Here is a 24,065-nt window from a genome sequence, read left to right on the forward strand (position 1 = left end):
CTAGAAGCTAACTTCTAGGACTTTTGTTGTTTATATGGGGTTGTAGGGAGTTATATCTAAGTTATTACTTAAAAGATTTACAAAACCGTAGTGTAGTTTGTCTTTGGGAGTAGTTTTGAATCTAGTTATTATGTACTAGTGGAATAATTATTAAGTTTTAGAATCTTATTAATATCTATCTATAATAAATTAAATCTTAAAGTTAACAATGTAGGTTTAAAACTACTAATCTTGTTATTTATTAATAATTAGCAACTATTTTTAGAGTATAAATAAATTTTTAGGTCTAAAAATGTTAAAAAATTACTATGCACGCATAATTTAATAGTGTTAATAGTTGTTAAAATCAAAAAAAAATATAACTTCACAATCAAAACTAACTTAATTCAATACTAGAATGAGAAAAATAATTCTTTTTTCTTTCCTTATTTTTAGTGTTTTGGGATATTCTCAGACCACAATAAAAGGAAAGGTTGTTGATCAAAATGATCAACCAGTGTCCTCGGCCAACGTTGTAATTGTTGGAAAGGCCGAAGGTGTAGTAGCTAATTTTGATGGACTTTTTACGTTAACCACGTCACAAGTTCCTCCATTTAAATTAAAAGTATCAAGTATTGGTTACTCTTCCGTTACAGTAGACGTAACAAAAAATAATCAAACATTAACAGTAACTCTAAACGAAGAGGCAGAACAGTTAGGTGAAATTGTAATTTCTGCTTCTAGGACTCCAGAACGTATTTTTGAGTCTCCGGTTTCTGTAGAGCGCTTTGGTTTAAAGGATATTAAGAATACTGCTTCTTCAGATTTTTATGATGGTTTAGAAAATTTGAAAGGAGTAGATATTAACACAAACAGTTTAACATTTAAGTCTATTAATACCAGAGGTTTTGCAACTTTTGCAAATACAAGGTTTATGCAAATGGTAGATCAAATGGATAATGCAGCTCCTGCCTTGAACTTTCCTTTAGGAAATTTATTAGGTATGACCGAGACTGATGTTTTAAGTGTAGAGTTACTGCCTGGTGCAGCTTCGGCATTATATGGAGCAAATGCATTTAACGGAATACTATTTATGAGAAGTAAGAGCCCTTTTGATTTTGAGGGTATTAGTGCTTATATTAAAAGAGGTGTAACATCTCAAGAAGTTTCAGGAGATAATACTTATACTGATTTTGGTATTAGAGCTGCGCATAAATTCAGTGAAAAATTTGCTGGTAAAGTTAACTTTGGTTATTTAAAAGGTACAGATTGGGGAGCTGATAATGAAACGGATAAGTTATTTAGAGGTTTTACTAGAGATGATTTAGATTATGATGGGGTAAATGTTTATGGTGATGAAGTAAGTCAGAATATGTTTAGTGTAGCACAAATACTTACCAAAACTAATAACCCAGCTACAGGAGAGCCAATTTTACCTGCAGGAGCAGAAGCACTAGTGCCTAATGTTAATGTGAGTAGAACTGGTTATAATGAAAAATATTTGACAGATTATAATGCAGAAAGCATTAAGGCTGATTGGGGACTTTATTACAGACCGTGGGAAAATGATTTTGAAATTTCTTATGTGGGTAAAGTAGGTTCTGGTTCTACAATTTACCAAGGAGCAAACAGGTATGCTATTGATGATTTCTTTTTACAACAGCATAAAATTGAAATTAAGAACGATAATTTTTTCTTAAGAGGATATATGACAGAGGATAAAGCAGGAGATTCCTATGATATGGTATTTACAGGGATTAATATAAACAGAGCTTGGAAATCTGACCCACAATGGTTTGCAGAATATGTTGGTACGTATGTACAGAGTACTTTAGGTGGTGCAACATCAGACCAAGCACATGCTAATGCAAGAGCACAAGCTGAATCAGGGAGATATCTACCGGGTACACCTGAGTTTCAGGCAGCGTTTGAAAAAAGTATAAATGATCCGGATTTAAGTTCTGGTTCTAAGTTTCAAGATAATTCAAAAATTTATCACGCAGATGCAAACTATAATTTTTCTGATATAATTGAATTTGCAGATATTCAAGTGGGTGGGTCTACAAGAACATATGAGCTAAATTCTTCAGGTACAATTTATACAGATAATGACGGACCTATTAGGTATTCTGAATTTGGTATTTATACACAAATACAGAAAAAATTAATGGAAGATCGTTTAAAGCTAACAGGTTCTTTACGTTATGATAAGTCGGAGCTGTTTGATGGTTTCTTTTCTCCAAGATTAGCTGCTGGTTATACTTTAGGTGAAAATAAAAACCATAATTTAAGAGCATCTTTTCAAACAGGATTCAGAAATCCTACTACACAGGATTTATACATTGGTTTAGACGTTGGTAGAGCTATTTTAATAGGTGGTGCTAAAGATAACTTAGATAGAGATGTTAGAACATATGGTATTAGTCAAGATGCACAAGATGATCTTGGTCAGCCTGCAACGATAGAAAAATCTGGAGATGGTGCTTACAACAATTCTTATTTGGCAAGTTCTTTACAGGCTTTTGGAGCTTCAGGAAACCCTGCAGATTTAAAAGTGGCAAATTCAAACTTAGCAAAACCAGAGCAGGTAACTTCTTTTGAATTAGGATATAGAGGTAAAGTACATGGTGTTGTGATAGATTTGAGTGGATACTATAATAGTTATAAGGACTTTTTGTCTAACGAGACTGTAGTTTCTACTTTTTATGGTGAAGCAGGTGATAATAGCTTATCTGTTTTGGCATTAGCTAATGGAGATTATCAGGCTTATCAAACATATACGAACTCTGAGGCAAATGTAAACTCTTATGGTGCTACATTAGGCTTAGATACTAAAGTTTTAGGCGGATTTGATTTAGGAGCAAATTATACATATTCTAAGTTAGATTTTGACCAAGAGGTAAACCCTGATTTTAGAACAAACTTTAATACTCCAGAGCATAAGTTTAAAGCTAATTTTGGTAAAACTGATTTATTTGAAAATATTGGTTTTAATGTAGCTTACAGGTGGAGTGACTCTTATTTTTGGGAAGCATCATTTGGAGATGGTCAGGTGCCTTCATTTAGCGTTTTAGATGCTCAGGTAAATATTACTGTGCCAAGTATAAAATCTAACTTTAAAGTTGGTGCTTCTAATTTATTAGGAGATGAGTACTTTACAGCATTTGGTACTGGTTACGTAGGTTCTCAATACTATGTTTCTTGGACAATTAATAATTTATAAGATTTAAATATGAAAACTAAATATATATGGCTAGTAGCCGCAATGGTAGCATTTTCTTCTTGTAGTGATGATGATGATTCATCTACAATGGTAGAAGAACAACTACCTGAATTAACAGCAGGATCTGCAGATTTTTCAAACTATATTTCTTTAGGAGCCTCTTTTACTGCTGGTTATACAGATGGAGCACTTTTTAAAGCAACGCAAGAAATGTCTTTTCCAAATATACTTTCTCAGAAGTTTGTTAATGCGGGTGGTAGTTCAACATTTACACAACCATTAACAAATGATAATTTTGGAGGATTAGCCTTAAATGGAGATAGAATTGCAGATCCTAGATTGGTTTTTGGAGGTGCAGGACCAGTGCCGCTTGAGGCAGCACTTGGGACACCTGTTACAGTTACAACAGATGTACTATTAAATAATCCAACAGGTCCTTTTAGTAATATGGGAGTTCCTGGAGCTAAAAGTTTTCACTTGCTAGCAAACGGTTATGGTAATATTTCTAATTTGTCTGCAGGTGCAGCTAATCCTTATTTTGTTAGAATGACGGGTAGTACACCGGATGCTAGTATGATAGAATTGGCAGCAGCACAAAATCCAACATTTTTTACACTATCAGAAATAGGAGGAAATGATGTTTTAGGATTTGCTGTTTCTGGCGGTATAGGAGTTGATCAAACAGGTAATCCTAATGCAGCTTCCTATGGCTCAAATGATATAACAGATCCAGGTCTTTTTCAAGTTGTGCTAAGTGGTTTAGTAGATGCTTTAACTGCAAATGGAGCTAAAGGTGCTGTAACTAACGTACCTTATATTACGAGTTTGCCTCATTTTACAACCGTACCTCACAACCCTTTACCAATGGATGAAGCTACTGCTACACAAGTAAACAATGGTTACGCCCAATACAATGGAGGTTTACAGGCAATGGTTACAGCTGGTTTATTAGATGAAGAAGAGGCAAAGGCACGTACAATAGAATTTGTTGCATCTGCGACCAACGCAGTGGTTATAGAAGATGAAGATTTAACAGATTTAACAGCATTTGGATTGCCAAGTTATAGGCATGCAACAGCAGATGATTTATTAGTTTTGCCAGCATCATCTTTTATTGGAACTAAAGTAAATGATGACCCAACAATGGTTAACGGTGTATCTGTGCCGTTAAAAGATAAGTGGGTTTTAGTAGCAAGTGAGCTAGAATCTATAAAAACGGCAACAGACGCGTATAATGCAACAATTGCATCTGTTGTTTCTGCAAAAGGATTGGCGTTGGTAGATTTAAATGCTATTCTTATACAAGCGTCAGAATCTGGTGTCCCTTTTGATGAGTATACAGTGAATACGGATTTAGTATTTGGAGGCTTAATAAGTTTAGATGGTATACATTTAACTTCTAGAGGTTATGCATTAATGGCAAACAAATTTTTAGAGGCTATAGATGCAACTTATGAGTCTAATTTTGTGGCGTCAAAAAACTTAGCTAAAGCAGCAAATTATCCAACAAATTTTTCTCCTGCGTTGCAATAGAAAAATATAAATGTTATAGAAAAGCGCCTTATTTAATAAGGCGCTTTTTTTTATAAAATGTGTTTAAGAACTAAAAGGTTTTCAATAAGTTAAAAAAACAATAAAAAGTAGTTTTTATTTAAATTTGAAAAACTTATCTTTGCACCCTGAAAAACACGGGGTCTGTATTACAGGGTTTTATGTTTTTTAAAAAACGAAAAATTATATATAAATAAATACTGATAGCAATGTCTAAAGTTACAGGTAAAGTTTCCCAAATTATTGGCCCAGTTATAGATGTGGAGTTCCAAGCAGGGGTAGATCTTCCAAAAATTTATGATTCATTAGAAATTAAAAAAGCAGATGGATCAATTTTGGTTTTGGAAGTACAATCACACATTGGTGAAAATACAGTAAGAACTATCTCTATGGATTCTTCTGATGGTTTAAGCCGTGGAGCAGAGGTTAATGCAACAGGAAGCGCTATACAAATGCCGGTTGGAGATGACGTTTACGGACGTTTATTTAACGTAATTGGAGACGCTATTGATGGTCTTGGAAATTTACCAAAATCTGGTAAAGATGGTCTGCCAATACACAGACAGGCACCAAAATTTGAAGACTTATCTACTTCTACTGAAGTATTATTTACAGGTATTAAAGTAATTGACCTTATTGAGCCTTATGCAAAAGGTGGTAAAATTGGTTTATTTGGTGGTGCCGGTGTAGGTAAAACAGTATTAATTCAAGAATTAATTAACAACATTGCAAAAGGTCACGGTGGACTTTCTGTATTTGCTGGTGTAGGTGAGCGTACTCGTGAGGGTAACGATTTACTACGTGAGATGTTAGAGTCTGGTATTATTAAATACGGAGATGACTTTATGCACTCAATGGAAGAAGGTGGATGGGATTTATCTAAAGTTGATAAATCTGTAATGAAAGATTCTAAAGCAACTTTTGTTTTTGGACAAATGAATGAGCCACCTGGAGCACGTGCACGTGTTGCATTATCTGGTTTAACTATTGCAGAATATTTCCGTGATGGAGCAGGTGAAGGTCAAGGTAAAGATGTACTTTTCTTTGTAGATAACATTTTCCGTTTTACACAAGCTGGTTCTGAGGTATCTGCATTACTTGGTCGTATGCCATCTGCGGTAGGTTACCAACCAACATTAGCAACAGAAATGGGTGCTATGCAAGAGCGTATTACATCAACAAAAAGAGGTTCTATTACATCTGTACAGGCGGTTTACGTACCTGCGGATGATTTAACGGATCCAGCTCCGGCAACAACGTTTGCTCACTTAGATGCAACAACAGTATTGTCTCGTAAAATTGCAGAGTTAGGTATTTACCCAGCAGTAGATCCGTTAGATTCTACTTCTAGAATATTAGCTCCAGAAATTTTAGGAAAAGATCACTATTCTTGTGCGCAACGTGTAAAAGAGTTGTTACAACGTTATAAAGAATTACAAGATATTATTGCTATCCTTGGTATGGAAGAATTATCTGAAGAGGATAAAATGGCAGTTGGTAGGGCAAGACGTGTACAACGTTTCTTATCTCAGCCATTCCACGTAGCAGAGCAATTTACAGGTCTTAAAGGTGTTTTAGTAGATATCAAAGATACTATTAAAGGATTTAATATGATTATGGATGGTGAGCTAGATCACTTACCAGAATCTGCATTTAACCTTAAAGGTACTATTGAAGAAGCTATAGAAGCAGGAGAAAAAATGCTTGCTGAAGCATAAATAATACATAATATTACGTGTTAGCTAAATGGCTTGCACGTAATATTTATTTAATACTTTTATAATTATGTATTTAGAAATTGTATCACCAGAAGCTACATTATTTGCAGGAGAAGTTGTTTCTGTAACTGTACCTGGTATTAATGGAGATTTTCAAATGTTATCTAATCACGCACCAGTTGTTTCGTTATTACAGCAAGGTACTGTTAAGATTCAAGGAAATGTATCTATAGATGAGGCTTTTGAGGGTAAATTCTCTAAAGGTTCTAACGGAGATACTGTTTTAGCTATAAGCAGTGGAACTATAGAAATGAAAGATAATAAAGTTATTGTACTAGCGGATTAACGTTAGGGTCATAACTCTTTAAAAGGGTATACTACTTGGTAGTATACCCTTTTTTTTGTGCTTTAAATAAATAATATCAATAGGTTTTAAAATCAAAAACCTTATACATTTTGCTTTTTTTTTAATATAATTCTTACCATATCGTAGTCCAAAATATAGTTGTACACGTATATTACTTGTGCCAAATAACCAAATCTTTAATTTTATGAAATCCTATTACTATATTATTGTTGCAATTCTTTTTTTAGTTTCCTGTGATAAAAATGATGATAGTTCTAGTCCAAATTTAAATGAGCTTAAATCGGTTTCTTTTCAAGTTGAGCCAGATAATATTATAAGCTCTGAAAAAACGGGTAATACTCGTTTTGATGCATCGGCAAATACAACCAATTATGAGTATCTTACATTGGTAGAAAAACAAACTACTTTAGAGCCACTTTCTATTGTAAGTGCTAATAGCTCGGACATTATTTATCCAGGAAGCATTTTACGAGGGTCCTCTTTTATGGATGCAACATATGATCCTATTGTACTTAAAAATGATTTTAATGATGTTCAGCTTTCTTTAACACTAAGAGGTAAGAATTTACCAGTAAGTGCGTCAACCCCTCCGACTTTAAGTAAAATTAGGACATCATTAAACGGTTTGTTGGAAAATAGCCAAGCTTTAATTGATTACAATGCTATACCTAGTTTTTATAGTTATGAGAGTAACTCTGTAACTACTCAAGAAAGTTTTAATAAAACTTTAGATATACATATTAAGGCAGATGTGCTTGGAAATTTGGTTTCTTCAAGCTTTAATTTTGACCAGAGTAGCGGAACTGTATCTAGTAAAAAGTATGTTGTTGTAGAAGTGCGTCAGTGGTTTTATAATGTATCTATAGATCCTAAAAACTACACGCAATGGATAGATGGTGAAATTAAAGCTGAAGATTTAGGGTCTCATGAGCCGTTGTATGTAAGTAGTGTAGATTATGGTAGGGTTGCGTATTTGTTAATAGAGACAGAAAAAGATGAAGCGTATAATAGTTTAATGGTAAAGGCATCAGTTAAAGTTGCTTTGTCAATAGTAGATGCAAGTACAGATGTAACTTACTCTGAAGAATTTAAATCACTTTTTGAGAATAACAAAATAAAAGTACTTATAGCGGGAGGCCCAGCTCAATTAGGGGGTAGAGTTAACGATTATGATAGTTTTGTACGTTTTTTAGAAACACCAAGCACTGCTGATTTAGTAAGTTCTGCGGCTCCAATTAGCTACAAGGTTCGTAGATTGTTAGATAATACAGAGGTAGAGGTAAAACAAATGTATACAGAGCAAATTTTAGAATATAAAAAAGACTAGCTAAATACTAATTAATAGGTATTATATAGTCTCTAATCTGTGATTTTTTATACTCTTTAAAGCTTATTTGTAAGAAAATATGTTAAATAATAAATATTTAAAGGTAATTTCTTACATTTGATACATCTAAAGTATATGTTTTAAGCGTATTTAAAAGAAACACAGCGCATTATAATAATGTGTGTTATATAATATTTATTTTATTATTGGAGTTAGTATCTGTAATAAATGTAAAGCGTAAAGTGTAAACTTTGCGCTTTTTTGTTGTTATACTTTTTTTATAACATTGGTAACAATGCCCCAAATTATAAAGTTGTTTTCTTCGGTAATTTGTATGGGTTTGTAATTGGGGTTTTCTGGTTGTAGCCAAACTATATTATTTTCAACTTTTAGTCTCTTTACGGTAAATTCACCGTCTAAATAGCAAACAGCAATTTTATTGTGAGATGGTTCTAAACTTCGGTCTATAACTAATAAATCATTATTTTCTAAACCAGCGCCAATCATAGACTCACCACTTACTCGTGCAAAAAAAGTTGCTTCGGGGTTTTTAATTAGTTCTTTGTCTAAGCTAATTCTATTCTCTTTAAAGTCATCAGCCGGAGACGGAAAGCCAGCAGAGATGCCAGTATCTATAAAAATAGTAGAGCTACTGGTAGAGCTATCAACAGAGAAAAAAGTAAGATTTGTATTTTTTATCACGCTTAATTTACTTTTATAATGTCGTTAAAACTTGTAGTGTACTTAGGAGATAAGTGTTCTTGTTTCATTTTCCAGGTTCGCTCCAAATCTTGATTGGCAATTTTTAATTTTTGATCACCATATTTAAAATTTAATTTATCTATGGCTTTCATTAAAGGTTTGTGCTTTGGGTTTTCTGTGGTAAACAAATGCAGTTGATGATTATTTGTGGGTACTAAACCAGTAACAATAACACCAGTACGCTTGTAGTTAATACCAGGCTTGTATATGTATTCTATAGCTTTTATAGCTGCGTTGCTAATTGCTAGGCTAGAATCTGTTGGGTAAGACATATTTACGTTAAAAGTTCCTCTATGTTGTTCTTCGCCTTGTTTATGTTTATCACTACTTAATAAAACAACTACCATATGGCAACTAGAGTTTTGTTTGCGTAACTTTTCTGCACAGCTACTAGCAAAAGTAGATATACGCTCTTTTATATTTTCTATGTCAGAAAAAGTATGCTCAAAACTTCTGGTAGTTGCTATAGATTTTTTATTCTCTTTAATTTCTAGATCTAAAGTAGGTATGCCTTCCAAATCTTTTTTTAGTCGCCACTCGGTTATAGAAAAGTTTTTGCGCACCCAATCGTCAGGTAGGTTAACAAAGTCTAATGCTGTTTTACAATTTTTAATTGCTAAGCGCTTATGAAGCCTTCTTCCAATTCCCCAAACGTCCTCAAGTTTTATCCATTTTAAGGCTTTTATACGTTTTTCTTCAGTATCAATAACATAAGTTCCTTTTGTTTGGTTGGGAAATTTACGTGCAATTTTGTTTGCTACTTTGCTAAGCGCTTTTGTTGGAGCAATACCAACGCAGGTAGGTATGCCAGTCCATTTTAAAACACGGTCTCTTATTTCTGTTCCATAGGTAGTAAAATTATAATTGTCAAAGCCTTTAAACTGAATAAAAGCTTCATCAATACTATATACTTCTACATCTGGAGAAAATTGTTGTAGTATGCTCATTACTCGACTGCTCATATCGCCGTATAATGAATAATTAGAAGAAAAAACGTGGACATTATTAGCTTTAAAAAAGCTTTTGTATTTAAAGGCAGGAGCGCCCATAGGTAAGCCAATTAATTTAGCTTCATCGCTTCTAGAGATTACACAGCCATCATTATTGCTTAAAATTGCAATAGGTTTTCCCTGTAGGCTAGGGTTAAAAACTCGCTCACAGGAGGCATAAAAGTTGTTACAATCTACTAGTGCATACATTGTTGCAAAGGTACAAGATTTGCTCTTTACATTTTGTATGCGCACTAGTAGTATGTGTTAATTATAATTTTATTTTTTTAGTTAAGTCTTTTGGTAATGCATCTTTGTGTACCATAACACTTATTGCTTTAAGTCGCATATAAGCCTCGCTAAAATATACATAGCCGTTATGTTTGGTTCTGCTAGCATCTGTGCCCCAACTGTTTTTTACTTTGTAGTATTTTGTTCCGTTTTGGTCTTTTACTGTGCCCGTTATGTGCATTAAGTGATCGTCTGTAGTTGTAAAGTTTTCAAACTCGTTTTGTCTGTAGCTTTGCGTAACTTTTAGCTCTGGATAAATGCCTTCTAGTGCTTTTTTATTGTTTTCATAATTTGCAGGTACTACAGCAACTCCATGTTTAGATGAAAACGTACGCTCGCTAACATCACAATCTAACTCAACAGTAAATCCGTTTTCTAGAGCGTTATCAATAGTATTCATCATTTCGTCTAAAGTAACATTGTACATGCTACCGTTACTCCAGTTATCAGGTATGTTTAATATAAACGAACTGTAAAAAGGAGCGTGTGTAAAAGAAGTAATTGTAACATAGTCTTCTGGTGTAATTTTGGTCATTTTTAAAAATGAAACAGGAGTATATTCTTTTCCTTGATAAGTAAAAGACGTTTTATTTGCTCCTAAATACACATCTAAAACAGCATTTACGGCTTTAGACCAGTTTTTGCTTAACTCTCCAGCAGGATTGTCTGCGTATGTTTTTACCATAGCTTCTAGCACTGCAACTAATTCCGCGTGATTGTGAAAGTTGCTATTTTCTAGAAGTCCGTTATATGCTTCTTGTGGTACAAGACCATAATTTTTAACCGAGTTAATTACATCGTGTGCTAGTCCACCTTCGCTAAACTGAGCTTTACCTTGTCGCATCACAAAGTTTTCTGCTTTTTTAGGATAAGTATTACGCACAGTGTACATCTCAGACAAATCTATTTGCTTTCCGGTAAGTCGTATAATTTCCGATTCTAAAAATGAAGAAGTAGAAAAACTCCAACATGTGCCCGTAGCTCCTTGACTAATAACAGGTGTTGCGTCTAAATCTATAACATCTGTAAATTTATATGCTTCTTGTGCGTTTATGGCACCTATGGCAAGCATAAAGCCAAGGCTTAAAAGTAGTTTTCGCATAGTGTTCTTAATTAATTAGTGCTTTGCGGTTAGCGTATTTTTTATTGATTAAAAGATTTTATGTATTCTATAAACTCTTTTCTCTCATATTTTTTAGCAAAATCTAAAGCAGACTGTTTATCATTGTTTCTAAGTGTAATCTCTGCACCTGCTTTAACAAGTTTTTTTGCCATTGCTAATCTGTTGTATTTGGCAGTATACATAAGAGGAGTTTTGTTGTTGCACGTTTTTTCTACGCTAGCACTTTGTGCTATTAGTTCTGCAAAACAAGATTTTGCGTTAAGTTTTATAGAAAGTGTTAACAAAGTGTATTCAGACTCTTCAAACTTAAAGCAGTTATTAATTTCTTTGGTTGTTATGTGTTTTTTAAGAGCGGTAACATTATCGCTTTCTAAAGCACTTTTAATGTCGTTGTTTAGTTCTTGTGCGCTTGCATAAGTAGAAATAATAAGTAGGAATGTTAAAAATAGGGTTTTCATTATTTTAAGTTTATTTAATTTAACTAATGTTAATATAAAACGTTAGTGAGTTAAATTTATTCTTTTTCTTTTACATATTCTAAAATATCTGATGGTTGGCATGATAAAGCTTTGCAGATTGCATCTAAAGTTGAAAATCGTATTGCTTTTGCTTTGCCGGATTTTAAAATAGATAGGTTTGCTTCTGTAATATTAATGATTTTAGCTAATTCTTTACTTTTTATGTTTCGTTCAGCCAATATTACATCTAGATTTACAATAATTGGCATAGTTTATATGGTTAAGTCGTTTTCTTTTTTAATAAATGTACCTTCTTTTACGAGTTGTTTTATTATTAAAGTAAATATTCCAATTATAAAAAGACCGCCGTTTTTTCCCAAAGAGGTTCCAATAGCATAGCCAAATTTGTAGGGCATTCTGTTGTTAACTAATAATTCTGTTTTTTGAGTGTGTATTTGATTTATACCTACAATGAAATGAGTTATTGCTACAATTATAAATAAGGCTAAACATATATAAAGTATCGTATTTCCTATGAGCTTTAATTGCTGTACATTTTTACTTGTAAAAATTAAATTTTTTGTAAAATCGCGTCTAATTAAATAGGAGGTGTATAATAGGTACATAAAAAAAATAATAATTATTCCAATAAGGCAGATTAGAATTAGTGTAAATATACCATTAGACTCTTGCGGATTTTTAATACCATACGTTAAATTTATTATTTTTTTATCTTGAATGTAGCTGTTTAAGGATGATATAAAGGAGGTTACTTGAAAAAGAATAAGAATTAAAAAAATAATTAATGAGCAGTTTAATAATATAGATAGTTTTTTCATTGTTATATGGTTAAGTCGTTTTCTTGTTATAAGCTAATAGATTTTTTATTATTGTTTTTCGATAACAAATATATTAAAATTATTGAATAACAATAATTTTTTAATTTTATTTTAAAATCCATCTCTTTGTATCTTTGCCAAATGCTACCACAAAAACTTCAGAAAAAATTAGAAGAACGACAACAGAATATGTCTTTGCGTACATTGCCTGTGACTAAGCAATTAATAGATTTTTCTTCTAACGATTATTTAGGTTTTTCTGGCAATGCTATAATCTTTAACGCTACGCATCAATATTTAATAAACCATAATTTTTTAAAAAACGGAGCAACTGGTTCTAGGTTACTTTCTGGGAATCATAATTTATACGATGAGCTAGAGTCTAAATTGGCATTATTTCATCAATCTAAAGCAGCAATAGTATACAACTCTGGTTATGATGCTAATATTGGTTTTTTTAGTTGTGTTCCTCAACGCGGAGATTTGGTTTTTTATGACGAATATATACACGCAAGTGTAAGAGACGGTATTGCAATGAGTAATGCTAAGAGTTATAAGTTTAAGCATAATAGCCTGTCCGATTTAGAAAAATTAGTTGAAAGACATTCATCTGCAATAAAAGATGATGAAGCAGCTATTTACGTAGTAACAGAATCTATTTTTTCTATGGATGGCGATTCTCCAAACTTAAAAGAAATGGCATTGTTTTGTAAAAATCACAAGTTATTTTTTGTGGTAGATGAAGCGCATGCCGTTGGTGTTTTTGGTGATTTAGGTCAGGGTTTGGTGCAAGAATTACAATTAGTAGACTTGGTTTTTGCACGCATTATAACTTTTGGTAAGGCATTAGGTTGTCACGGTGCAGCTATATTGGGTAGTGTAGAGCTAAAAAACTATTTGGTTAATTTTTCTCGTAGCTTTATATATACAACAGCTTTAGCGCCCCATAGTGTAGCTTCAATTTTGCAGTCGTACTACTTTTTAGAACGTAAAGATGGTAAAATGCAGCAACAACTTCTGCAAAATGCTGTTCAGTTTTTTAAAAATGAAGTTGATCAACGCGGGTTAAAAGAATATTTTATACCAAGTGATTCTGCAATACAATGTTGTTTAATATCAGGAAATAATAAAGTAAAAGATATTGCGAAAAAGCTTGAAGAAAATGGGTTTAATGTAAAAGCTATATTATCGCCAACAGTACCAAGAGGAGAAGAGCGATTGCGTTTTTGCTTGCATGCATACAATACACCAAAAGAAATAGAAAAAGTAATAACCGTTTTATGTAATTATATAAAAGAATGAGTCAGAAATTTTACAAGTTAGCTGCATTTGAGTATTTGGCAGATACAGTTATTATAAAAGGCAAGCTAGAGTCTGAAGGTATTGAGGTGTTTTTAAAAGATGAAAACACGGTAAACTCAGACCCGCTAATTAGTAATGCAATTGGCGGAATTAAACTTTTGGTTTTAAATGAAGACAAAGAAAAGGCAATAGAAATTTATAATGAAATTAGAAGCTATGCAGTAGATGATAACGGAAAACCTTTAGCGTGCCCAAATTGTAAAGCAGAAAAACTAGAAGGGTATTATTCAGGAAAGGGAATTTTTTACAAATTGTTTCCTTTTTTTGAAAAACGAAAGTTTCGTTGTTTTAACTGTAATATAGTTTCTTAAATAAGTAATAAGATGAAAACAAAACAAATATTTGTAACTGGTATATCTACAGAGGTTGGTAAAACGGTTGCTTCAGCAATACTAACAGAGGCTTTAGAAGCAGATTACTGGAAACCAATACAGGCGGGAGATTTAGATACGTCAGACAGTCATAAAATAGCAGATTTTATCTCTAATTCTAAAACGGTAATACATAAAAATAGTTACGCGTTGCAAACACCTATGAGTCCGCATGCAGCAGCAGAAATAGATGGTGTGGTAATAGAAGTAGATAAAATAGTGGCGCCAAAAACAAGTAATCACCTGGTTATAGAAGGCGCAGGTGGTTTATTAGTTCCTTTAAATAATAATGATACCATATTAGATATTATAGATCCTAGTTACCAAGTTGTAGTGGTTTCTAGACATTATTTAGGCAGTATAAATCATACTTTATTAACGGTAAATTATTTAGAAGAGCGTGGTTTTAAAGTGTCTATAATTTTTAGTGGAGAGGAACATAAAACAACAGAAAGTATTATACTGTCTAAAACAAATGCAAAACTTATAGGCCGTATAGAAGAAGAACCGTATTTTGATAAAAATGTGATAAAAGAATACGCAGATTTGTTTAGAGATAACCTATAAAATCTAGGCTGGTTTGTATATTTGCCAAAAAATAATAGCTATTTGTGTGGTGTAAAATATTGCAAAAACACATTTTAGAAATCTACTAATAAATTAAATGCCATAAATCCTGATACTAATAGGATGGCATACAGCTTATGAATCTTACAGAGAGAGATAAAAAACACTTGTGGCACCCGTTAACCCAGCATAAATTACATAGCACAATGTTGCCAATTGTAAAGGCTAAAGGGGCAGTGTTAACAGATGATAAAGGAAAAGATTATATAGACGGAATATCTTCATGGTATACCTCTGTATACGGACATTGTAACGATTATATTTTAGGAAAAGTTCAGACGCAAATGCAACAGTTAGACCAGGTTGTGTTTAGTGGTTTTACGCATAAACCAGCTATAGAACTGTCTGAAGAGTTAATAAAAATATTGCCAAACAATCAGCAGAAGTTATTTTTCTCAGATAACGGTTCTACTTCGGTAGAAATAGGAATTAAAATGGCATTGCAATATCATTTTAATAAAGGCGAAAAGCGTAATGTAATGTTAGCTTTTGAAGACGGATTTCATGGCGACACGTTTGGTGCAATGTCTGTGTCTAGTTTATCTGTTTATAACGGTCCTTTTGAAGATTTTTTTATAGATGTAGAGCGTATTCCTGTACCCACAGAAGAAAATATAGAAGCTATTTTATTGCAAATTGAAGATTTGGTTAGTACTAAAGCTATTGCAGGTTTTGTGTATGAGCCTCTTGTACAAGGAGCAGCAGCAATGAAAATGCATAATGTAGAAGGTTTAAATAAAATTTTATCAGCCTTAAAAAAACATAATGTTCTTTTAGTTGCAGATGAGGTAATGACTAGCTTTGGTAAAACAGGTAAGTTTTTTGCTTCTGATTATATGGATGTAAAGCCAGATGTTATATGTATGTCTAAGGCATTAACGGCAGGTTTGGTCCCAATGGCAGCTACTAGTTGTACGCAACAAGTTTATGATGCTTTTTATGATGATGATATTTCTAAAGGATTATTTCACGGGCATACATACACTGCAAATCCTTTGGCTTGTACTGCTGCGTTAGCAGGTTTAGAGTTGCTTAAGTCTGCAGAAATGCAAGATAATATTGCTAGAATTATAGCTTCCCATAAGCAATTTAATGAAGAGGTTAAAAATCATCCTAAAGTTGCAACAACAAGACAGTTGGGTGTTATTTATGCATTAGATCTTAATATAAAAATGGAGCGCTACGGTAATTTAAGAGATAAATTATTTAAGCATTTTATGGATTCTGGAGTGTTTTTACGTCCGTTAGGAAATACAATTTACATTTTGGCGCCTTTTGTAACTACAGATGAGCAACTTCAAAAAATATACAACTCAATTAAAGAAGCACTAGAAATAGTTTAAGTATGAGTATTTACATTACGGCACTGGCATCTATTTCTCCTTTAGGAACTTCTTTAGATAAAGTTTGGGAGAGTTATAAAAACGATGCGCATTTATTAGAAGAAAAAAATATAGGCAGTCAAAAAAGTTGGGTTGCTGGCTTAAATGATGATGCCAAGCAAGAAATAGAAGCTTTAAAAAACTCTGACTTAAAGTATAAAAGTTTAGATGATACTGTATTGTTTGCTATGTATGCTTCAAGAAAAACACTAAAGCAAGCCGGTTGGAGTTCAAAAGATAATTTTGGTGTAAACTTTGGATCTTCACGCGGAGCTACAGCTTTGTTTGAAAAATATCATACAGAGTTTTTAGAAAAAGATAAAGCATCAACCCTATCATCACCAACAACTACATTGGGTAATATTTCTTCTTGGGTTGCTCATGATTTGCAAACGCAGGGTCCGGAAATATCACACTCTATTACTTGTTCTACAGCATTACATTCGTTATTAAATGGTGTTGCTTGGGTAAAAAGCGGAATGGCAAATAAATTTTTAGTAGGTGGTAGTGAGGCTCCTTTAACGCCTTTTACCATTGCGCAAATGAAAGCTTTAAAAATTTATGCAAGAGGTACAGAAGCATATCCTTGTAAAGCTTTTGATGTAACAAAAGACCAAAATACTATGGTTTTGGGAGAAGGAGCTGCGGTAATTGGTATAGAGAACGGGAATAAAGAAAATGCCCTAGCGGAAATTATAGGTGTTGGTTATGCTACAGAAGTTTTAAAACATAATATTTCTATTTCTTCTGATGCTGTATGTTTTCAACGTTCTATGAAAATGGCTTTAGAAGGAGTAAATCTGGACGATGTGGACGTTATTGTAATGCATGCGCCAGGCACAATTAAAGGAGATTTGTCAGAAATTGAAGCAATACATAAAGTTTTTTGTAACAAAATACCTTCTTTAACTACAAATAAGTGGAAGATAGGTCATTCTTTTGGCGCTTCAGGGATGTTAAGTATAGAGCTAGCAATAGCAATGTTGCAAAAACAAGAATTTATAAAAGTTCCTTTTGTAAACTATGCAGAAACTCCAAAGAGTATAAAAAAGGTGCTAATAAACGCTGTTGGCTTTGGTGGTAACGCTGTAAGTATTTTATTGCAAAAAACTTTTTAAAACTAGTCATTAGCTAAGTTGTATTTTATTATCTTTCACAAACCAAACTAAATTTTTATTTATGGGAGAATGGTATGCAAGCTTAGAGTTGTTTCCAAAAGTGTACTGGAGTATTGCCTTAATTGGCTCTGTGGTAATGATTGTCTTTTTATTGCTAACCTTAATTGGTGGTGATGTAGATGGTGTAGACGGTGATGTAGATGCAGAAATAGAAGGTGATTCGGGAATTGGATTTCAATTTTTATCTATTAAAAACTTATCAGGATTTTTTGCCATTTTTGGATGGACAGGCATTGCTTGTATAGAAGCAGGCTTTTCTAATGTGCTAACGATACTAATTTCTGTTATTTGTGGTTTATTAATGATGCTGTCTATGGCGGCATTATTTTATTACCTAAGTAAATTGCAAAGTAGCGGAACACTACGCTTAAAAAATGCTTTAGGTCAAGTTGGAGAAGTGTACTTGACTATAGGTGCAAACAGAAGTTTTATAGGTAAAGTAAGTATAACAGTGCAAGGGTCTTTGCGCGAGCTAGAAGCACTTACAGATGAAACTGTGAATCTTACACAGGGTAATGTTGTTAAAGTAGAAGACATTACAGATAACGGAATTTTAATTGTTAAATTATTAAATAAATAACCATATGATTTTAGTACCCCTACAGTTGGGCGGTAATGCCAGTTTAATTGGTATTGCAGTAGCCATTTTGTTCTTTTTTATAATTGTGATCTCGTTTATACGTAGATACAAACGATGTCCTTCAGACAGGATTTTAGTTGTGTACGGTAAAGTGGGCGGAGGAAATTCGGCCAAATGTATACACGGTGGAGCCGCTTTTATTTGGCCAGTTGTACAAGATTATGAATTTTTAGATTTAACACCTATATCTATAGAGGTTAACCTAGTAAATGCATTAAGTAAGCAAAATATACGTGTAAACGTACCTTCAAGATTTACAATTGGTATATCTACAGAGCCTGGAGTTATGCAAAATGCTGCAGAGCGTTTATTAGGATTAGGTCAGAGTCAAATTCAAGATTTAGCACAAGAAATTATTTTTGGACAATTACGTTTGGTAGTTGCTTCTATGGATATTGAAGAAATTAACAACGATAGAGATAAATTTTTAACTAACATATCTCAGAGTGTAGAAACGGAATTAAAAAAGGTTGGTTTAAAATTAATCAACGTAAATATTACAGATATTGTTGATGAGTCTGGATATATTGAAGCTTTAGGTAAAGAAGCTGCTGCACACGCAATTAATGCAGCGCGTAAATCTGTAGCAGAGAAAACAAGAGATGGTTCTATTGGTGAAGCTAACGCATTACAAGATGAGCGTACACAAGTAGCAGCAGCAAATGCACAAGCTGTAGAAGGTGAAAACATTGCAAAAATTAATGTTGCAAATTCAGATTCTTTACGTCGTCAAAGAGAAGCAGAAGCAGAGCGTACGGCAATTGCATCAGAAAAAGTACAATCTGCAAAAGCATTAGAAGAATCTTATGCGGCAGAAAAAGATGCGGAACTTGCAAGAGCAGAACGTGTGCGTAGTTCACAAATGGCAGATATAGTTGTACCTGCAGAGATAGATAAGAAAAAAGTAGAGATAGATGCAGAAGCAGATGCAGAGCGTACAAGACGTTTAGCAAAAGGTGAAGCAGATGCAATCTTATTTAAAGCGCAAGCAGAAGCACAAGGTATTTTAGAGGTTTTAACTAAGCAAGCACAAGGTTTAGATGAAATTGTAAAAGCTGCGGGAGACAATCCTAAAGATGCAGTATTATTATTAGTGGCAGATAAGTTACCAGAATTGGTTAAAACACAAGCAGAAGCTATTAAAAATATTAAAATTGATAAGGTTACTGTTTGGGATTCTGGAGCAAAAACTGCAGATGGTAAAGGTTCTACAGCTAACTTTATCTCTGGTATGTATAAATCTGTACCACCACTACAAGAGATGTTTAATATGGCTGGTATGCAATTGCCAGAGTATTTAAAAGGTAAAGATGTAGAGGCGGTAGAAGTAGAAGAGAAATCATCTAAAAAAGACGAAAATAAATAAAAAACGTTTTTTGATATTTATATGTAAAATGAACCATTAGATTATATCTTTTGGTTCATTTTGTTATTTAAAAACCTTTATTGGGATTTAATTACTAAATAGGCTATTTTTGACAACTGATTTAAAATAATCGTATGAGCGAAGTAAGACACAACTGGAGCAAGCAAGAAATTTTAGATATATATAATAAACCGTTAATGGATTTACTGTATGAGGCAGCAACAATTCATAGACAAGAACACGATCCTAACACAGTACAAGTATCTACTTTGTTATCTATAAAAACAGGTGGTTGTCCTGAAGATTGTGGTTATTGCCCACAAGCGGCTAGGTATCATACAGATGTAGAAGGCAATGATTTAATGTCTGTGCAACAGGTAAAAGCACAAGCTTTACGTGCAAAATCTTCTGGAAGTTCTAGAGTTTGTATGGGGGCAGCTTGGCGTAATGTTAAAGACGGACCAGAATTTGACCAGGTACTAGAAATGGTACGTACAATAAACAAACTAGATATGGAGGTTTGTTGTACACTTGGTATGATTACTGAAAACCAAGCGCAAAGATTAGCTGAAGCTGGTTTGTATGCTTATAACCATAACTTAGATACATCTGAAGATTATTACAAAGATGTAATTTCTACGCGTGCTTTTGAAGATAGATTAGATACTATTGAAAATGTACGTAAAACCAATGTTACTGTTTGTAGTGGTGGTATTATTGGTATGGGCGAAGCTTTAGAAGACAGAGCGGGTATGTTAGTTGCATTATCTACTTTAAGTCCGCAACCAGAATCTGTGCCAATTAATGCATTAGTAGCTGTAGAAGGTACACCAATGGAGGATATAGAGCCGGTATCTATTTGGGATATGGTGCGTATGGTTGCAACCACACGTATTGTTATGCCAAATACTCAGGTTAGGTTATCTGCAGGGCGTACGCAAATGAGTAGAGAAGGGCAAGCAATGTGTTTCTTTGCAGGTGCCAACTCAATCTTTGCAGGAGATAAATTATTAACTACTCCTAATCCAGATGTAAACGAGGATATGGAAATGTTTAAGATGTTAGGTTTAAATCCGCAAAAACCATTTACTAAAGTTTCTCAACCAAAAACAGTAGAAGCTCAGGATTCTGAGTATCAAAATTTAGGTGAAAAACCAAAATGGTCTAGACCGGGTCATAAAATAGAACGTAACGAGGCTGCTAAAGAAAAAGCAAAGCTTACAAAATAATTAAAACATCAAGTTATATAAAGCCGCTATTTAATTTTATAATTAGATAGCGGTTTCTTAATTATTCTAGGTTTTTAAATGATTTTAAGAATTATTTAAATCGTATTTTTTATTTTTATCTATTATTTAATATAATTTCTATTGCAGTTACAAGATATTCCAAGGGTAAAAACCATTACCAAAGAAGATTTTATAAACCACTTTTTTAAGCCTCAAAAACCAGTAGTTGTTGAACGTTTTATTGAAGAGTGGCCTGCGTATTCTAAATGGAATTTAGAATATATGAAAACTGTAGCGGGAGATAAACTTGTGCCGCTTTATGATGATAGACCTGTAGATTATAAAGATGGTTTTAATGAGCCACACGCCACAATGAAAATGGCAGATTATATAGATTTGCTTAAAAAAGAGCCTACTAAATTCCGTATATTCTTGTGGAATATCTTAAAGGAAGTTCCTCAATTACAAAAAGATTTTACGTATCCAGACTTTGGCTTACGATTAATGAAAAGTCTTCCTATGTTATTTTTTGGCGGTAGAGATTCTCATACATTTATGCATTATGATATTGATTTAGCTAATATTTTTCATTTTCATTTTGAAGGAGATAAAGAGGTGGTTCTTTTTGATCAGTCTCAGAATAAACACTTATATAAAGTGCCACATTCTTTAATTACAAACGAGAGTATAAATTTTTCTGACCCAGATTATAGTAAATGGCCAGCACTAAAAAATGCTAAAGGTTTTAAAACAACATTGCAACACGGAGAAGTGCTGTATATGCCAGAGGGCTATTGGCATTATATGAAGTATATTACGCCAGGTTTTTCTATGAGTTTGCGGGCAATAGCGCGTAACCCTAAAAACTTAAGTACAGCGCTCTACAATGTCTTTATAATGCGTAATTATGATAATCTAATGCGTAGAATTAAAGGTCAAAAATGGATAGATTGGAAAAATAATAAATCTATAATAGATACAAATAAGGCATTAAAGTAATGTGTTGTTTAATTGGTAGGAGTAAGTTCTTTTACTTTTTCGTAAACCAAATGACTTTCCCAGCCTCTGTATAGTAAATAGTCTGCTATTTTTTTTCTTTTTTTAAATACATTGGTTTCTTTAACTTCATTAGCTCTTTTAGTGGCAAGTGCATCTAATGTCTCTATGTATTTATTGTCTTCTATTTCTTTTAAAGCTGTTTTAATATTGTAAATAGATATGTCTCTAAACTTTAGTTCGTTTACAATTCTATTTTTGCCCCATTTTTTAATATTAAATTTTCCACGAGCAAAACTTTGAGCAAAACGCTCTTCGTTTAAGTAGTTTTCTTTAATTAAATGAGTAATTATAACATCTCTAGCATCTGTAATCATCCCCATATCTTTTAGTTTTTGGGTAACTTCTTTGTGGCAACGTTCTTGGTATGCGCAGTACTGCTCTAATTTTTTAGTTGCTTCTTTAATAGTGTAAGAGGGTTGTAGACTCATATTACAAATGTACGTAAACAAAAAAAGCGACCACATTGCTGAGGTCGCTTTTTGCTTATTTTTTATATAGCTCTTTTGGTTTTGAGAAGATCTATATAACAAACCGTTTTTTAAGTAAAGGTATATTTTAATATATGGTTTTACCTTTTTTGTTTTTAAAGCGATATTCTAGATACGTATATGCGTCTCTAGGCTGCACTTTAACCCATTTTTTATATTCCATAAACCACTTGAAACGAATGGATTGTAATCCTTTTGTAAGATATGCTGCAATAAACGGGTGTATGTGTAGAATAACATCGTTGTCTTTTGCAGGGCCGTTTAGTAGTTTTTCTAAATCGGATTTAATCTTATCTATTAAAACTATAGGAGCTTCTACCTCTGCGCCATTTACGCCGCTAGGGTTTTTCTCCATTGTTTTAATGTTCCTTTCTGGTCTTACTCTTTGTCTTGTTATTTGAATAAGTCCAAATTTACTTGGTGGTAAAATTTTATGCTTAGCTCTGTCATCTTTCATTTCATCACGTAGATGATCAAAAAGTTTTTTTCTATGATCTGGCTTGCCCATATCTATAAAATCTACAACAATAATACCTCCCATATCGCGTAAGCGTAATTGTCTGGCTATTTCTGTAGCAGAAATCATATTTACCTCTAATGCTGTATCTTCTTGGTTTTTTGCCTTATTAGATCTGTTACCACTGTTAACATCTATAACGTGTAGGGCTTCAGTATGTTCTATTATTAAATAGGCGCCTTTACTCATAGAGGCAGTTCTACCAAATGAAGTTTTAATTTGTCTTTCTATTCCAAATTTTTCAAAAATTGGTACGGAAGACTCATATAATTTTACAATAGATTCTTTCTTTGGTGCAATTTCCTGCACATAATCTTTTATTTCATTGTAAAGCGTTGTATCATCAACATGTATTCCTGTAAAGGTGTCGTTAAATACGTCTCTAAGTATAGATGATGCTCTGTTTAGCTCTACTAATACTTTAGATGGGTGAGGTGCTTTATACAATTTTTTACACATTACTGTCCATTTGTCCAGTAAGTTTTCTAGATCCTTGTCTAGCTCTGCAACTTTTTTGCCTTCGGCAACGGTTCTTATAATTACACCAAAACCTTTTGGTTTTATGCTTCTTACAAGTCTTTTTAACCTCTCTTTTTCTTCTTTGCTTTCTATTTTTTGAGAAACAGAAACTCTGTCTGAAAATGGTACCATAACCACATAACGTCCTGCTAATGAAAGCTCGGAGCTAATTCGTGGTCCTTTGGTAGAGATAGGTTCTTTTACAATTTGTACTAATAAGGATTGATTAGATTTTATAGCATCGTTAATGCTACCGTCTTTATCAATATCTTTTTCAAAAGGGAAGTCTTTTAATGAAAAATCTTTTAATTTTCCAGTACTTGCTCCCTTTACGAATTTCAGCATAGAAGATAACTGCGGACCAAGGTCATGATAATGCAAAAATGCATCTTTTTCATAACCAACATCTACAAATGCAGCGTTAAGGCCAGTAACGGGTTTTCTTATTTTGGCAAGAAATATATCGCCAACAGAAAAATTGTTATTGTCCTCTTCTTTGTGAAGTTCTATTAGTTTTCCGTCCTTAGTTAAGGCAAAATCGACAGCGTTAGAACCAGATCTTACGATTAATTCTTTATTCACCTGAATCAATTTTTATTTAACTCTGCCTAATAATTAGGTAAGTTAAATGGATTAAACAATAGTTGTGCGGGTAAAATTTACCCGCTGAAATTCTTTCGTTAGAATCTCTATGTCAATG

Annotated in this window: 22 protein-coding genes; 14 read left to right on the top strand and 8 right to left on the bottom strand. The window is 33.1% G+C overall.

Annotated elements, in window-relative coordinates:
* Window positions 1–397: 397 nt before the first annotated feature.
* From Q4487_RS16095 to Q4487_RS16115, 5 genes are all read left to right on the top strand, one after another.
* Window positions 398–3,202, top strand: coding sequence for a TonB-dependent receptor (locus tag Q4487_RS16095; RefSeq protein WP_303545692.1), 2,805 nt, complete (start codon window positions 398–400; stop codon window positions 3,200–3,202).
* Window positions 3,203–3,211: 9 nt separating this feature from the next.
* Window positions 3,212–4,735 carry a G-D-S-L family lipolytic protein gene (locus Q4487_RS16100; protein WP_303545695.1) on the top strand — a complete coding sequence of 508 codons (1,524 nt, stop codon included), beginning with the start codon at window positions 3,212–3,214 and terminating at the stop codon, window positions 4,733–4,735.
* Between the two features lie 227 nt (window positions 4,736–4,962).
* Window positions 4,963–6,471 (top strand): F0F1 ATP synthase subunit beta, encoded by a 1,509-nt coding sequence (gene atpD, locus Q4487_RS16105; protein WP_100894668.1) that lies wholly within the window; start codon window positions 4,963–4,965, stop codon window positions 6,469–6,471.
* A gap of 67 nt (window positions 6,472–6,538) precedes the next feature.
* Entirely contained in the window at window positions 6,539–6,817 is a 279-nt protein-coding gene (locus Q4487_RS16110) for a F0F1 ATP synthase subunit epsilon (RefSeq protein ID WP_100894669.1), read from the top strand.
* Between the two features lie 205 nt (window positions 6,818–7,022).
* A complete protein-coding gene (locus Q4487_RS16115; protein ID WP_303545700.1) occupies window positions 7,023–8,165 on the top strand; it encodes a thiol-activated cytolysin family protein in 1,143 nt (380 codons plus the stop codon).
* 267 nt (window positions 8,166–8,432) lie between these two features.
* Here Q4487_RS16115 and Q4487_RS16120 read toward each other — a convergent pair whose 3' ends face one another.
* The 6 genes from Q4487_RS16120 to Q4487_RS16145 form a co-directional block, all read right to left on the bottom strand.
* Window positions 8,433–8,867: a LexA family transcriptional regulator gene (locus Q4487_RS16120; RefSeq protein ID WP_303545702.1), complete on the bottom strand. Its 435-nt coding sequence runs from the start codon at window positions 8,865–8,867 to the stop codon at window positions 8,433–8,435.
* A 2-nt stretch (window positions 8,868–8,869) separates the two neighbouring features.
* The gene (locus tag Q4487_RS16125; RefSeq protein WP_303545705.1) at window positions 8,870–10,126 is read right to left on the bottom strand and encodes a Y-family DNA polymerase; all 1,257 of its coding nucleotides are present in this window, start codon (window positions 10,124–10,126) and stop codon (window positions 8,870–8,872) included.
* Window positions 10,127–10,187: 61 nt separating this feature from the next.
* Window positions 10,188–11,309: an aminopeptidase C gene (locus tag Q4487_RS16130; RefSeq protein WP_303545707.1), complete on the bottom strand. Its 1,122-nt coding sequence runs from the start codon at window positions 11,307–11,309 to the stop codon at window positions 10,188–10,190.
* A gap of 41 nt (window positions 11,310–11,350) precedes the next feature.
* The gene (locus Q4487_RS16135; protein WP_303545710.1) at window positions 11,351–11,788 is read right to left on the bottom strand and encodes an ankyrin repeat domain-containing protein; all 438 of its coding nucleotides are present in this window, start codon (window positions 11,786–11,788) and stop codon (window positions 11,351–11,353) included.
* A gap of 56 nt (window positions 11,789–11,844) precedes the next feature.
* A complete protein-coding gene (locus Q4487_RS16140; protein ID WP_303545713.1) occupies window positions 11,845–12,057 on the bottom strand; it encodes a helix-turn-helix transcriptional regulator in 213 nt (70 codons plus the stop codon).
* A gap of 3 nt (window positions 12,058–12,060) precedes the next feature.
* Window positions 12,061–12,627: a DUF2975 domain-containing protein gene (locus Q4487_RS16145; RefSeq protein ID WP_303545716.1), complete on the bottom strand. Its 567-nt coding sequence runs from the start codon at window positions 12,625–12,627 to the stop codon at window positions 12,061–12,063.
* A 141-nt stretch (window positions 12,628–12,768) separates the two neighbouring features.
* On the opposite strand from Q4487_RS16145, the gene Q4487_RS16150 reads away from it, so the two are divergent.
* From Q4487_RS16150 to Q4487_RS16190, 9 genes are all read left to right on the top strand, one after another.
* On the top strand, window positions 12,769–13,929 hold the full coding sequence (locus Q4487_RS16150; RefSeq protein ID WP_303545718.1) for a pyridoxal phosphate-dependent aminotransferase family protein: 1,161 nt from the start codon (window positions 12,769–12,771) through the stop codon (window positions 13,927–13,929).
* On the top strand, window positions 13,926–14,300 hold the full coding sequence (locus tag Q4487_RS16155; RefSeq protein ID WP_303545721.1) for a DUF2007 domain-containing protein: 375 nt from the start codon (window positions 13,926–13,928) through the stop codon (window positions 14,298–14,300). The genes Q4487_RS16150 and Q4487_RS16155 overlap by 4 nt, the downstream gene beginning before the upstream one ends.
* A 12-nt stretch (window positions 14,301–14,312) precedes the next feature.
* Window positions 14,313–14,927, top strand: coding sequence for a dethiobiotin synthase (gene bioD, locus Q4487_RS16160; protein ID WP_100894676.1), 615 nt, complete (start codon window positions 14,313–14,315; stop codon window positions 14,925–14,927).
* A gap of 137 nt (window positions 14,928–15,064) precedes the next feature.
* Window positions 15,065–16,330, top strand: coding sequence for an adenosylmethionine--8-amino-7-oxononanoate transaminase (gene bioA, locus Q4487_RS16165; RefSeq protein ID WP_303545726.1), 1,266 nt, complete (start codon window positions 15,065–15,067; stop codon window positions 16,328–16,330).
* A gap of 2 nt (window positions 16,331–16,332) precedes the next feature.
* Entirely contained in the window at window positions 16,333–17,487 is a 1,155-nt protein-coding gene (locus Q4487_RS16170) for a beta-ketoacyl synthase N-terminal-like domain-containing protein (protein WP_303571910.1), read from the top strand.
* 61 nt (window positions 17,488–17,548) lie between these two features.
* Complete coding sequence (locus Q4487_RS16175) at window positions 17,549–18,127, top strand: hypothetical protein (RefSeq protein ID WP_100894679.1); 579 nt, start codon at window positions 17,549–17,551, stop codon at window positions 18,125–18,127.
* Between the two features lie 4 nt (window positions 18,128–18,131).
* The gene (locus Q4487_RS16180; protein WP_303545165.1) at window positions 18,132–19,553 is read left to right on the top strand and encodes a flotillin family protein; all 1,422 of its coding nucleotides are present in this window, start codon (window positions 18,132–18,134) and stop codon (window positions 19,551–19,553) included.
* Window positions 19,554–19,687: 134 nt separating this feature from the next.
* Window positions 19,688–20,782 carry a biotin synthase BioB gene (gene bioB, locus Q4487_RS16185; protein WP_100894681.1) on the top strand — a complete coding sequence of 365 codons (1,095 nt, stop codon included), beginning with the start codon at window positions 19,688–19,690 and terminating at the stop codon, window positions 20,780–20,782.
* A gap of 141 nt (window positions 20,783–20,923) precedes the next feature.
* A complete protein-coding gene (locus tag Q4487_RS16190; protein WP_303545169.1) occupies window positions 20,924–21,781 on the top strand; it encodes a cupin-like domain-containing protein in 858 nt (285 codons plus the stop codon).
* Between the two features lie 8 nt (window positions 21,782–21,789).
* On the opposite strand, the gene Q4487_RS16195 is transcribed toward Q4487_RS16190, so the two are convergent.
* Both Q4487_RS16195 and Q4487_RS16200 read right to left on the bottom strand, forming a co-directional pair.
* Window positions 21,790–22,269: a regulatory protein RecX gene (locus Q4487_RS16195; RefSeq protein ID WP_303545171.1), complete on the bottom strand. Its 480-nt coding sequence runs from the start codon at window positions 22,267–22,269 to the stop codon at window positions 21,790–21,792.
* 127 nt (window positions 22,270–22,396) lie between these two features.
* Complete coding sequence (locus tag Q4487_RS16200) at window positions 22,397–23,947, bottom strand: ribonuclease E/G (protein WP_100896809.1); 1,551 nt, start codon at window positions 23,945–23,947, stop codon at window positions 22,397–22,399.
* Between the last annotated feature and the right edge of the window lie 118 nt (window positions 23,948–24,065).

The sequence above is a fragment of the Cellulophaga sp. 3_MG-2023 genome (genome assembly GCF_030546975.1).
Taxonomy (GTDB): domain Bacteria; phylum Bacteroidota; class Bacteroidia; order Flavobacteriales; family Flavobacteriaceae; genus Cellulophaga.